Source organism: Butyrivibrio sp. AE2005, from assembly GCF_000686965.1.
Classification (GTDB): domain Bacteria; phylum Bacillota; class Clostridia; order Lachnospirales; family Lachnospiraceae; genus Butyrivibrio; species Butyrivibrio hungatei_A.
The window spans coordinates 134,873-148,077 of record NZ_JMMD01000006.1 but is presented as its reverse complement, the minus strand read 5'-3'; the positions used below and the strand labels follow the sequence as shown (position 1 = coordinate 148,077).

At 38.3% G+C, this 13,205-nt stretch carries 12 protein-coding genes; 3 read left to right on the top strand and 9 right to left on the bottom strand.

Annotation, left to right across the window (positions count from 1 at the left end):
• Positions 1–6 precede the first annotated feature (6 nt).
• The 9 genes from DL92_RS0107375 to dnaA all read right to left on the bottom strand — a co-directional run bounded on the left by DL92_RS0107375 (position 7) and on the right by dnaA (position 11,916).
• Positions 7–966 carry an AEC family transporter gene (locus tag DL92_RS0107375; RefSeq protein ID WP_026667315.1) on the bottom strand — a complete coding sequence of 320 codons (960 nt, stop codon included), beginning with the start codon at positions 964–966 and terminating at the stop codon, positions 7–9.
• A gap of 12 nt (positions 967–978) precedes the next feature.
• A complete protein-coding gene (locus tag DL92_RS0107370) occupies positions 979–1,740 on the bottom strand; it encodes an exodeoxyribonuclease III (RefSeq protein ID WP_034462119.1) in 762 nt (253 codons plus the stop codon).
• A gap of 1 nt (position 1,741) precedes the next feature.
• The gene (locus DL92_RS0107365) at positions 1,742–3,196 is read right to left on the bottom strand and encodes a GGDEF domain-containing protein (RefSeq protein WP_026667314.1); all 1,455 of its coding nucleotides are present in this window, start codon (positions 3,194–3,196) and stop codon (positions 1,742–1,744) included.
• Positions 3,197–3,220: 24 nt separating this feature from the next.
• Entirely contained in the window at positions 3,221–5,782 is a 2,562-nt protein-coding gene (gene gyrA / locus DL92_RS0107360) for a DNA gyrase subunit A (protein WP_026667313.1), read from the bottom strand.
• 21 nt (positions 5,783–5,803) lie between these two features.
• The gene (gyrB, locus tag DL92_RS0107355) at positions 5,804–7,741 is read right to left on the bottom strand and encodes a DNA topoisomerase (ATP-hydrolyzing) subunit B (RefSeq protein ID WP_026656293.1); all 1,938 of its coding nucleotides are present in this window, start codon (positions 7,739–7,741) and stop codon (positions 5,804–5,806) included.
• A 15-nt stretch (positions 7,742–7,756) separates the two neighbouring features.
• Positions 7,757–8,860 carry a DNA replication/repair protein RecF gene (gene recF / locus DL92_RS0107350; protein ID WP_026656294.1) on the bottom strand — a complete coding sequence of 368 codons (1,104 nt, stop codon included), beginning with the start codon at positions 8,858–8,860 and terminating at the stop codon, positions 7,757–7,759.
• Positions 8,857–9,072: an RNA-binding S4 domain-containing protein gene (locus tag DL92_RS0107345; protein WP_026656295.1), complete on the bottom strand. Its 216-nt coding sequence runs from the start codon at positions 9,070–9,072 to the stop codon at positions 8,857–8,859. Before DL92_RS0107345 ends, recF begins: the two co-directional genes overlap by 4 nt.
• Before the next feature lie 25 nt (positions 9,073–9,097).
• A complete protein-coding gene (dnaN, locus tag DL92_RS0107340; RefSeq protein WP_026656296.1) occupies positions 9,098–10,207 on the bottom strand; it encodes a DNA polymerase III subunit beta in 1,110 nt (369 codons plus the stop codon).
• A gap of 308 nt (positions 10,208–10,515) precedes the next feature.
• Positions 10,516–11,916: a chromosomal replication initiator protein DnaA gene (gene dnaA / locus DL92_RS0107335; protein WP_026656298.1), complete on the bottom strand. Its 1,401-nt coding sequence runs from the start codon at positions 11,914–11,916 to the stop codon at positions 10,516–10,518.
• Between the two features lie 528 nt (positions 11,917–12,444).
• On the opposite strand from dnaA, the gene rpmH reads away from it, so the two are divergent.
• The 3 genes from rpmH to yidD are packed head-to-tail and all read left to right on the top strand — an operon-like array spanning position 12,445 to position 13,196.
• Positions 12,445–12,579 carry a 50S ribosomal protein L34 gene (gene rpmH, locus DL92_RS0107330; RefSeq protein ID WP_013282343.1) on the top strand — a complete coding sequence of 45 codons (135 nt, stop codon included), beginning with the start codon at positions 12,445–12,447 and terminating at the stop codon, positions 12,577–12,579.
• 60 nt (positions 12,580–12,639) lie between these two features.
• Complete coding sequence (gene rnpA / locus DL92_RS0107325) at positions 12,640–12,990, top strand: ribonuclease P protein component (protein ID WP_026656299.1); 351 nt, start codon at positions 12,640–12,642, stop codon at positions 12,988–12,990.
• Complete coding sequence (yidD, locus tag DL92_RS0107320; RefSeq protein WP_026656300.1) at positions 12,987–13,196, top strand: membrane protein insertion efficiency factor YidD; 210 nt, start codon at positions 12,987–12,989, stop codon at positions 13,194–13,196. The genes rnpA and yidD overlap by 4 nt, the downstream gene beginning before the upstream one ends.
• The last annotated feature ends 9 nt before the right edge of the window (positions 13,197–13,205 follow it).

The following is a 13,205-nucleotide window of genomic DNA, read 5'->3' as shown; positions in this document are numbered from 1 at the left end:
ACAAGCTCAGATTATTCCTATAGAACGAAGTACAAAAAGCCAGAATGTGAGGGAAAAAGAGCATCCTAAAGTAGTCATCATGATTATGCTGCTGCTCAAAACTCCCTCATGTCCCATGCTTTTGGCCATGATATAGCAACTTACTGTTGTTGCAGATCCAAGCATTATGAGTATCGCAACAATCTGTTCGCCCATAAATCCCATACTTACCGCTATCGGTAAAAAGATTCCGACAAGAACAAATAGTTTTATAAACGTAGCAATAAGCGCAGGTTTGATTTCCTTAAGCGCTTTTTTTATTTCAAAAGAAGCTCCCATCGACATAAGTCCCAGCGGAGTTGCAAGTCGTGCGATATTTTCTGTAAATGTCGAAAGTATTGCAGGCTTTGGTATTCTGAACAACGACCACAAAAGACCTATTATTATTCCAATGATGATCGGATTCTTGGCTATTCCAATCGCAGTCTTTTTTATCATTTCATTCTTGTTGTCACTTTCGCCTTCATTTTCTGCAGTGAACATCAGAATTATAACTGCGCAGATGTTGTAAAGTGGGACACTTCCGAGTATCATAAGCGGTCCCATTCCTGTACTTGCATCGCCATAGATATTGTGAATAAAAGCAAGACCGAGTAGAGCAGCACTGCTTCTGTACGCTCCCTGGATAAACTCTCCTCTTTTTCCCTTCTCTTTTACACAAAGAAAAGAAAAACCGAATATTACTACGATGCTTATTATTGTTGCCATAAAACAGAAAAGCACAAACTTTCCGTTCCATGTTCCCTTAAAATCCTGATCTGCAAGGTCAACAAAAAGCAGCATGGGAAGCGAAATCTTAAAAACAAATTTGTTCATCCACGAAGCTGCTTTATCGTCTATAAACCCTATTCTATTCATCAGATAACCAAAGATCATTAAAAGAAAAACAGGAAGCGTTGCATTTAAACTAAAGATCAAATTATTCATGATTCATTACTCTTATTTTAGTATAAGTCCGACGGGACAATGATCCGATCCAAGAGCGTTACTGTAAATCTTGGCATCCTCTATGGAAGGCATGAGCGACTTTGATACAACGAAGTAGTCAATACGCCACCCTGCATTCTTCTCTCTTGCATGGAATCTGTATGACCACCATGAATATGCTCCCTCAAGGTCGGGATAAAAATATCTGAAAGTATCCACAAGATCTGCTGCAAGAACGTTATCGAACTTTGCTCTTTCTTCATCCGTAAAGCCCGCATGTCCTCTGTTTGTCTTAGGATTCTTAAGGTCGATTTCCTTGTGAGCTACGTTTAAGTCGCCGCAATAAATTACAGGCTTTGTCTCTTCAAGCTTTTTAATATATTTAAGAAAATCGTCTTCCCAAACCTGTCTGTATTCAAGTCTTGAAAGATCCTCTTTCGCATTAGGAACATAGACAGTTACTAGGTAGTAGTCGTTATACTCAGCTGTAATGACTCTTCCTTCGTGGTCATGCTCTTCAATTCCAAGTCCGTAAGTTACAGAAATCGGCTTTTCTTTTGTAAAAATAGCTGTTCCCGAATAACCCTTTTTCTCCGCATAGTTCCAGTATTCTTCATATCCGGGAAGATCCATTTTGATTTGTCCTTCCTGAAGTTTGGTCTCTTGAAGGCAGATTACATCAGGTTTTTCGTTATCCATAAATTCCTGAAAGCAGCCTTTTGAAACACATGCTCTCAGTCCGTTGACATTCCATGATACAAGCTTTAATCCCATGTTAGAAATTTCCTTTTACTCTCTGCAGACTTTCGTCTGTTTCTTTTAACATCTCTCTAAGAGAAAGATTGTCTTCATAACTGAATTCGCAGACCGAATACTGAAGGTAATTGATATATCTCTTCGATCTTTCAAGAAGCGCTGCGTTTTGAGATGACATTTCCTCGCGGAAATTCTCCGCCATTCCTTCTTCTGAAGATACCGAAATAGCTGCAAATTCATCACCACGAATTCTTCCGTGTATGCAATCTTTAAACACAATATCCAGTATCTCTGCAACTTCTCTTACTGCCTGATCACCTTCGTTGTGTCCGTATACATCATTTATTTTCTTAAGAGAATCCATTCTTATATACGCAACAACCGCATATTTTCCTGCTTCAAAATTCTCTTTGAGATAATCGTAAGCTTTCGCAAAAAATCCTCTTCTGTTAAGTCCGCCCGTCAGATAATCCTGTCCTCCGATATGATCGAGAACAGAGTCGTCCCTTGCAAGTTCTTCCTGAACTTCCAGAAGTTCTTTTTGTGTCTTATCAATCTCTGTCTCCAGGTATGAAACTCTGGAACTTACCGTAACTATTCCAACAAGGCTGTCAAAATAATTATTTATAAGTATCCTTGGATTAAACTCTGTTACCATAAGTCCAAGCTGATACTGGCCGACAAAGATATTTCCGGCAACAAGAACTTTGGGCGTACCGTTATCAAAGACCTCTAATATCTTATCTGTATCTATTTCAGTGCTGTTACCGGTTACTATTTCGGTTCCGTCTACAATCGCACTCTTCATTCTAATTTTTTCGGGGAATTCCCACGGATGTTTGAAAGTATTTCTTATCTTTTTGTCATACAGGAACAGGCCGCAGTTTTTCACACCATGCTCTGCATTTATCTGTCCCATTGATTTATAAAGACCTTCTACCTCGAATTTTCGGTTAAAAAGTCTTGTTCCTATTTCTGAAATTACAGAAAGAGCCTCTGCTTCTGACTCTTCTATGAATGAGAAAACACAGGAAGGCTCTTCATTTGAAAGCTTTCCTGTCTCTGCATATGACACTGCATCACAAATGGCCTGATATCCCTGCTGTTCAAGATATCCGTGATCGGACATTATTTTTTTAGAAGCAACATATCCTTCCTGCTCGGTAAGAGTCAGAAAAGGAATTTCAAAAAAGGTCTTTAAAAGAGCCTCTTTCTTTAAGATGGCAACATTCTTGCCGATTCGCTCAATATCAATTACTACCGCGTCAAATCCAAGCTTTGTTGCATATTTAAAAAGAGCTGTGTTCTGAAATCTGTATGGATGTTTTTCATCAACATCGTCATTATTTACAAGGTATTTACCCGGCATGATGACAAGGGTTATCCCCTTGTCAACTGCCGCTTTATTAGCACCTATACAGATTTTCTTGACTTCATTGTCCTCTAGTTCAGAGATTACAAGTCCGATTTTCATACTTCCCCCATCACTCGAAATACATTAAGCCTTTTCGTCTATCTCGCCGTCGTTTACTTCATCGATATTATCGAGTTCTTTATCTCCGTCAGAGATTTTTTCTCTAACTTTGGCAATTTTTGCTACAGTAACTCCCTTGTCAAGATTGATCATCTTAACTCCGGATGTTACTCTTCCGTGGACAGTTATCTCATCCATACGAAGCTGAATAATGATTCCGGCATTTGTGATCATCATGATCTCATTGTCTTCATTTACTGCCTTAACACCGATAACAGCTCCTGTCTTCTCGGTTATCTTGTAGCACTTTACACCTTTTCCGCCTCTGAACTGGTTATTGAACTCACTGAGAACTGTTCTCTTTCCATATCCTTTTTCAGAAACTATGAGAAGTGAATCACCTTGAGTATTAAGCTGCATTCCGACAATCTCATCTGTATCGTCGAGTGTCATACCTCTTACACCCATTGATGATCTTCCGGTTGCTCTTACGTCTTCCTCATCAAAGTGGATACACATTCCGTTCTTTGTTACAAGGAATACTTCAGCACCCTTCTGAACACTCTTAACTTCAATAAGTTCATCATCATCTCTAAGATTGATAGCTGCAAGTCCTGTCTTTCTGACATTTATGAAGTCAGTGATAGGAGTTTTCTTTACAGTACCTTTCTTAGTTACCATAAAGAGGCTCTTATCCTCATCTTCAAAGCCCTTAACAGGAATCATAGCTGTAATCTTTTCTCCCGGAGCAAGCTGAAGGAGGTTGACGATTGCCATACCCCTTGAAGTTCTTGATGCCTCAGGAATCTGATAAACCTTAAGTCTGTAAACTCTACCTGTGTTGGTAAAGAACATTACATAATTGTGGGTGGTCGTCATAAGGATATCTTCCACAAAGTCATTATCGATTGTGGTAATTCCCTTGATTCCCTTTCCTCCACGGTTCTGAGCCTTAAAGTTATCAATTGACATTCTCTTTATATATCCGAGATTTGTCATTGCAATTACTGTATTTACATTAGGGATCAGATCTTCCATGTCTATATCTGAATCGTCATGTCCGATCTGTGATCTTCTTTCATCACCGTATTTATCGGAAATCTCTGTTATCTCTTTCTTGATAACTCCGAGAAGTATCTTTCTGTCTGCAAGAATAGCTTTTAATTCCTCGATTTTCTTAAGGAGTTCAGCGTGTTCCTGTTCAAGCTTGTCTCTCTCCAAACCTGTGAGAGTACGAAGTCTCATATCAACAATTGCCTGAGCCTGAACATCTGTAAGACCAAAGCGGGCCATGAGTTGTTCCTTAGCAAGAGCAACTGTCTCGCTGCCTCTTATGATCTTGATTACTTCATCGATATTATCAAGGGCAATAAGCAATCCCTGTAAGATATGATCTCGCTCTTCAGCTTTGTTAAGATCATACTTTGTTCTTCTTGTTACTACATCTTCCTGATGAGCGATGTAGTGCTTAAGCATCTCTGTGATGCTCATAACCTTAGGCTGGTTATTTACGAGCGCAAGCATGATGATTCCGAATGAATCCTGCATCTGTGTATGCTTATAAAGCTTATTGAGCATGATGTTAGGGTTAACATCGTTTCTAAGCTCAATTACAACACGCATACCTTCTCTGTCAGACTCATCTCGAAGTGCTGTTATTCCGTCGAGCTTTTTAAGCTTAACAAGCTCAGCGATCTTTGAGATCATGTTTGCTTTATTTACGAGGTAAGGAAGCTCTGTAACAACAATTCTGTTCTTGCCGTTCTGCATAGGCTCGATATCTGTTACGGCTCTTACTATTACTTTTCCTCTACCTGTTCTGTAAGCTTCTTCCGCTCCTCTTGTTCCAAGGATTATTCCACCTGTAGGGAAGTCGGGAGCTTTTACTATCGAAAGAATTTCCTCGATATCTGTTTCTCTGTCTTCAAGCACGCGGTTATCGATCATCTTAACAACCGCTGCGATTATCTCTCTTAAGTTGTGAGGAGGAATGTTTGTTGCCATTCCTACCGCGATACCTGTTGTTCCGTTTACCAGAAGGTTAGGATATCTACTGGGGAGAACTGCAGGTTCTTTTTCTGTATCATCGAAGTTCGGAGTAAAGTCTACGGTATCTTTTCCGATATCCGCAGTCATCTCCATTGCGATCTTTGTAAGACGTGCCTCTGTGTATCGCATAGCAGCAGCGCCGTCACCGTCGACAGATCCAAAGTTTCCGTGACCGTCGACAAGACAACATCTCATTGACCAGGGCTGTGCCATATTTACGAGGGCTCCATAAATAGAGCTGTCACCGTGAGGATGGTATTTACCCATTGTATCACCGACGATACGCGCACATTTACGGTGCGGCTTGTCGGGACCGTTGTTAAGTTCGATCATAGAGTACAGAATTCTTCTCTGTACAGGCTTAAGACCATCTCTTACGTCAGGAAGCGCACGTGATGCGATTACGCTCATGGCATAATCGATGTAGTCTGCTTCCATTGTCTTCTGAAGATCTACTTCCTTTATTCTGTCAGTAGTGACTTTATCAAAAACGTCATCTGACAGTTCGTTGTTGTTATTGTTATTATTATCAGCCATTTCTTTTCCTTTTTACGTTCTTTAAATATCCAGGTTCTTTACAAACTTCGCGTTCTTTTCAATAAATTCTCTTCTGGGTTCAACTTTATCACCCATAAGTGTTGTGAAAGTAACGTCTATATCAGATTCGGATTCCTCATCCATATTTACTCTAAGAAGAACTCTTCTCTCAGGATCCATTGTTGTCTCCCAAAGCTGCTCTGGATCCATCTCTCCAAGACCCTTGTAACGCTGAATCTTGTTGTTCTGGTCTCTTCCGACATCAGCCAAAATTTTGTTCAATTCTTCATCACTGTATGCATACCAGACTTTTTTGTTCTTCTCAAGCTTATAAAGAGGCGGCTGTGCAAGATATACATGTCCTTCTTTGATAAGTTCGGGCATAAATCTGTAAAGGAATGTGAGCATAAGTGTTGCGATATGCGCACCGTCTACATCGGCATCGGTCATAATAATGATCTTGTCATAACGGAGTTTGCTGATGTCGAAATCATCATGTATACCTGTTCCGAATGCTGTGATCATCGACTTGATCTCTGCATTTCCGTATATTCTGTCAACTCTTGCTTTTTCTACGTTGAGAATCTTTCCTCTGAGAGGAAGGATAGCCTGTGTTGCTCTGCTTCGTGCAGTCTTAGCAGATCCGCCGGCGGAATCTCCCTCAACTATGAATATCTCACAGTTCTTGGGATCTTTGTCTGAACAATCGGCAAGCTTTCCGGGAAGTCCCAATCCGTCAATAGGAGATTTACGTCTTGTAAGATCTCTTGCTTTTCTTGCTGCATCTCTTGCTCTCTGTGCAAGGATTGCCTTTTCAAGAATCTGCTTTGCAACACTTGGATTCTGCTCAAGGAAGTATGTAAGCTGCTCTCCTACGATTCCGGCAACAGCTCCTCTTGCTTCCGAGTTACCAAGTTTCTGCTTTGTCTGTCCCTCAAACTGAGGATCTTCAATTTTAACACTTATGATAGCTGTAAGACCTTCTCTGATATCTTCACCTGTAAGATTATCATCGTTGTCCTTAAGCATCTTATTTGACCTTGCATAGTCATTAAAGGTCTTTGTAAGTGCTGCCTTAAATCCTTCGAGATGTGTACCACCTTCAGGAGTATTGATATTATTTACGAATGTGTAAATACTCTCTGTGTATGAATCGTTATGCTGAAGAGAAACTTCAACCTGAACGTTGTTCTTATTTCCCTCAAAGTACATAATGTCTTCATAAAGAGCTGTCTTACTCTTATTGAGATATTCAACAAATTCTTTGATACCACCCTCATAGTGGAAGGTCTGAACTACAGGCTCTTCGCCTTCTTCAGTTCTAAGATCTGTAAGAGAAATTTTTAGTCCCTTTGTAAGGAATGCCATTTCTCTGAGTCTCTGCTTCAAAACGTTGTAATCATATATTGTTGTCTCTTTGAAAATAAGAGCGTCGGGCTTAAAGTATACTCTTGTTCCGGAAACGCCTTCGGGAGCATCGCCAACAACCTTAAGAGGATAACAAACTTTTCCTCTTTCGTATCTCTGCTCATATACTTTTCCGTCTCTTGTAACCTGAACTTCAAGCCATTCAGAAAGCGCATTAACGACAGAAGCACCAACTCCGTGAAGTCCTCCTGATACCTTATATCCTCCACCGCCGAACTTTCCGCCTGCGTGAAGTATTGTAAATACAACCTCAACGCCGGTAAGACCTGACTTGTGGTTTACATCAACAGGGATTCCTCTACCATTATCTTTTACAATAATAGTATTGTCTTCGTTAATTGTTACTTCGATATGATCACAAAATCCAGCAAGTGCTTCGTCTACAGAATTGTCCACAATCTCGTATACAAGGTGGTGCAATCCTCTGCTTGCTGTAGTTCCGATATACATACCGGGCCTTTTTCTGACCGCTTCAAGTCCTTCCAAAATCTGAATTTGGTCAGCGCCATACTGTACTTCTTCGTTACTCATGCTCTACTCCGTTCCTTAGTTTTCACTACTTACTGTTCCTTCGGTTACTTTGAACAGCTTATCTATTTCAAATCTGTTATTAACAAACTCATCAAGACCGGTACAGGTTATTATTGTCTGTATATCTCCTATGGTGTTCAAAAGGTAATTTTGTCTGTTGCTGTCAAGTTCTGACAAAACATCATCCAGAAGCAGTACCGGGTTTTCTTTTTTTGCTCTCTTAACTATCTCTATTTCTGACAGTTTAAGTGATAAGGATGCGGTTCTTTGCTGGCCTTGTGAGCCGAATTTCCTGATATCTATCGCATCATCCGCATTCATTTTTTTAATCATAAAAGAAAAATCATCTTTATGAGGTCCTACTGTTGTCTGCTTGGCATAGGTATCTTTTTTCCTTGCCTGCTTCAACTTACTTTCAAATTCCTCAAGTTTTACATTCGGTTCATAAAAAACAGACAGTGTCTCTTTTTCTCCCGTTAGTTTCTCGTGGATAGGTCTTATTATTTCATTAAGATCTTTGATGAATTTTTCTCTTGTCTTTATTATGACGGATCCGTATTCGAATAATTGCTTATCCTGAACATCCAGTAATACGCTGTTTTCAGGATGTTCAAAAAGATCCTTTAGAATCTTATTTCTTTCGACTACCAGTTTGTTGTACTTGGAAAGACTGTTAAGATATATCTGATCCAACTGACACAGCTCCATATCCATGAATCTGCGCCTTTCCGAAGGACCATTTTTAATTATACTCAGATCTTCCGGTGAGAAAAAAACAACATTCAACCGACCTATCAGATCAGATGCCCTCTTTATCTTCTGCCCGTCAATAGCGATTCCTTTGGACTTATTCTTCCTAAGATGCATATCAACGCGGTATTCAGCATTATCTTTTTCCAAGATAGTTCTGATATGTGCTTCTTCTTTACCGAATCTGATTATTTCCTTGTCCTTACTGCCTTTGTGTGACTTTGTTGTTGCAGAAACAAAGATTGCCTCCAAAATATTGGTCTTGCCCTGCGCATTGTCACCGTACAGTATGTTAGTTCCTCTGCTGAAGTTTATCTTTATATTCTCATAATTTCTGAAGTCAGCTAATTCCAATGATTTTATTATCATTTTTCTATTTTTACCTGTACGCCGTCATATTCAAAACTGTCTCCGTCATATAGCTTACGACCGCGTCTTACCTCAACTTCGCCGTTTACTTTTACAAGACCGGCTTGTATATCCATTTTGGCATCAACACCTGAGCCCTCGAGACCGGCTTTTTTCAAAGCCTGTCCGAGTTTTATGAATTCATCTTGTTCTCTTAATTTTACTATTTCCATCTTAAATCAGGTCCTTTGGTAAGTATTAATCAACTGTTGTGAAGTTAACAGGTAATACCAGATATGTGTAAGTTGAATCCTTATCCCTAATAAAGCATGGTGCTTTAGGATTAACAAGATAAATATCAACTACTTCATCCTCTATTGCGCGAAGTGCATCGATAAGGAACTTGGGATTAAATCCAATCATAAGATCTTTTCCCTGCTTATCAATATCGATCACTTCATCCATACTTCCTATGGTTGACTTAATCTTTAACTCCATGTTTGTATCGGTAATAGATATGATTACAGGCTTCTTATCGCCCTCTTTTACAAGAAGCGTAGCTCTGTCTATACAATCAAGCAGCTCTTTTCTATTAATGCTCATCTTTGTTTCATAGTCACTTGAAAGCATCTGATCAATACTGAAGTACTCGCCTTCAATAAGTCTTGAAACAACAACTGTATTATCAAACTCAAAGAGAACATGTTTGTCAGTAAAATAGATATTTACCATCTTCTCAGTGCTGTCACCGAGAATCTTACTGATCTCACCGAGTGCTTTACCGGGAACAATAACTTTCTTGTATGAATACTCTTCAGAAAGCTTTACTTTTCTGATAGAAATTCTGTGACCGTCAAGAGAAACGAGCTTCAAAGTATCTCTGTCAACTTCAAAGAGTTCTCCTGCCATCATTTTATTTGCATCATTTTCAGAAATGGAAAAGATTGTCTGTTGAATTACATTTCTAAGAGTAAACTGAGAAACCGATACTCCGTCTACTTTCTCAATTGAAGGAAGATATGTGAAATCATCACCTTTTCTTCCAATAAGGTTGAACTTTGCCTTTTCACAACTGATTACTACTTTGTTTGAGCTGTCTGATTCAATAGTTACTGCATTATCAGGGAGCTTTCTTACAATATCTACGAAGATCTTTGCATCGATTGCTATGTATCCTCTTTCTTCAATGTTACCTTCAACTATTGTTTGAATACCAAGCTCCATATCATTGGCGATGAATTTAATAACTCCTTCTGTTGCATCTACCAATATACATTCAAGAATAGACATTGTTGTCTTAGAAGGAACTGCTTTCGATACAATCTGCAATCCACTAATAAGATTCGACTTTGAGCAAACGACTTTCATTTAACCACATACTCCCTTCAGAACTTAAAAAGTATAAAATATATATAAAAATATAGTAAAAGAATTAATAATAGCTGTTGAAAAGTGTAAAACCTATTCCATTATACTATCTATGCGGCTTTTTTACAAATTTTTAGGTGTTGAAAACAAAAAATTAGGTGTTGAAAAGATAAAAGTTATAAACAGGCCTAATTTTGACAAATGAGGGTGAAAAAAATTATCCACCCTCAATCAACATCAAATAACATATAAATAACATCCTAATAACAGGTTTTCTACATAGATATCCACAGAAAGTTATCCACAATTTATAATGTAGGATTTAGTTTCTTCATTATTATATCCATGTTTTTGTTGAGATCATCATCAACTGCGGTAAGCTTTTTAATCTTGTTGATTCCGCTGATAACAGTTGTGTGATCTTTCTTTCCGAGAAGTTTTCCTATTTCTTCAAGAGAAGCTTCGGTGTTTTCTCTGCAAAGATACATTATTATCTGGCGTGGAAGAACAATTTCTGCCTGTCTCTTCTTAGAGAGTATGTCATCTTTCTTTACGCCGTACTGTTCGCAGACGGTATCAATGATAAGCTGAGGTGTGATGACCTTTGACTTATCGGGATAGATGATATCTTTAAGAGCTTCCATGGCATTTTCAAGAGTTACATCTACATTATTAAGTCTTGAATAAGCAATGATCTTGTTGTATGCACCTTCAAGTTCTCTGATGTTTGACTTGATGTTGGTAGCAATGTAGTTGATTACCTCATCATCAATGTTCTTGCCGTAGTTCTCAGAGTTCTTACGCAGGATAGCCATTCTTGTCTCGTAGTCAGGAGACTGGATATCGGCGATAAGTCCCATTTCGAAACGGGATCTGAATCTCTCTTCAAGAGTTTCCATTTCCTTAGGAGGCTTATCGGATGAAAGAATAATCTGTTTTCCGGCCTGATGAAGCTCGTTGAATGTGTGGAAAAACTCTTCCTGAGTTGATTCCTTTCCTATAATAAACTGTACGTCATCGACCATGAGAACATCGACTGTTCTATACTTATCACGAAGCTTTGACATGCTTTCTGTCTTACCGCTTCGGATAGATTCGATAACTTCGTTTGTGAACTGTTCTGATGTTACATAAAGAACCTTCGCTTTGCGATTATGTTCCATAACAAAGTGACCAATGGAGTGCATAAGGTGAGTCTTACCAAGTCCCGGTCCACCGTAGAGGAAGAGAGGGTTGTAAGATATTCCCGGAGATTCTGCAACAGCAAGTGATGCGGAGTGCGCAAACTTGTTGTTACTACCTACGACGAATGTATCAAATCTGTATTTTGGATTGAGATTTGATTGTTCGTAGTTATTGTTAGATATATAGCTGTTTTCAGAAGCATCTTCTGAATTATTTTCATGTGTTTCTTCATTATTAATAGTGTCTTTCTTTAAAATGAATGAAACGTCTACCATAATCTCCAGAAACTCCGAAATGGTAACTTTAATAAAGTCCATGTAATGGTTGATTATGTACTGAAGAGCCATTGAATTGTCGGAAGGAATCAAAATAGTTACAGTATTATCCGAAACACTGTAAACACTTAAAGGATCAATCCATGTTTTATAGGATATTTCTGTAATCCCAAACTCATTTTTTATAGTGCGTTTGATTTCTTCCCAATTGTTTTTTAATTTATCTGTGATTTCTTTTGTTGAATACATGAAAAAACTCCCCAATTACGCAATTTATAGACTTGTAGACTTTTACTATTTTATCTTAAAAAACTTTAAATATCAAACAAGGGTATTATGTGGATAACTACCGGAAAAAAAATTTCAAACATAATTATATTTTTACACTGTGGATAAATGGTCGTTTTTCCACTTTAAGCTATCTACCGTTATAAATGGCGTGGTTACTGGATTTCCGATTAATAACCACAAAATTATGCTCCGGTTTATCCACAAAATTTAAGAAATATGTGGATAAAATAACGTGGTATATATTAATCAACATGTTATCCACAAAATCAACATTTTGCTGTGGATAAGTTTTGTCAACACAATATATAGGCAAATTATTTTTTTGATATTTTTTTCAAAGATTTGCCCTATTTTTCTGCGTTTTTATGGCTTGACTGCCTTGATTTTATTTATTATAATTATAAAGATTTTTTCCACACTGATATAATCCGTAATTATTTAATGTAATTGCGTTGTATAATTAGTAAAGAAGGAGGTGTTTACGATATGAAGATGACATTCCAGCCTCATAAGCTCCAGAGAGCCAGAGTTCACGGCTTCAGAGCAAGAATGGCTACTAAGGGCGGCAGAAAAGTACTTGCAGCCAGAAGAGCAAAGGGAAGAAAGAGATTATCTGCTTGATAGTAAAGGTCACAACGTTGTGACCTTTTTTCATCTTTCTGAATTAAAAAGGACAATGACATGCTTTTTTCAGATTCAATGAAAAAGACAAATGATTTCCGCAATGTTTATAAGAACGGCAAAAGTTATGCCGATAAGTACCTGGTTGTTTATGTGTGGAAAAATAACGGTTCAACTAATAAACTTGGGATTTCATGTAGTAAAAAAATTGGGAACAGTGTTGTAAGGCACAGATTTGCAAGACTTGTTCGAGAAGTTTACCGGCTACACGAAGATGTATTCAATAGTGGTTTGGATATAGTAGTCGTTGCCAGAGCTTGTGCAAGAGATGCGAGCTATCATAATATAGAAGATTCTCTTTTAAGCTTGGCAGGGAAGGCCCGCATAAAGAAAAATGGCGGTGAAAAATGAAAAAGATACTTATCTTTTTAATTAAGTTTTACAGAAAGTACATTTCTCCTTTAAAGAGAACAAAATGTCCGTATATTCCGACATGTTCGGAGTACGGGCTCGAAGCTATAGAAAAACATGGGGCATTGAAGGGAAGTCTGCTCGCAATCTGGAGAATACTTAGGTGTAATCCTTTTTCCAGTGGCGGATATGATCCCGTTCCGTAATGTACAGGA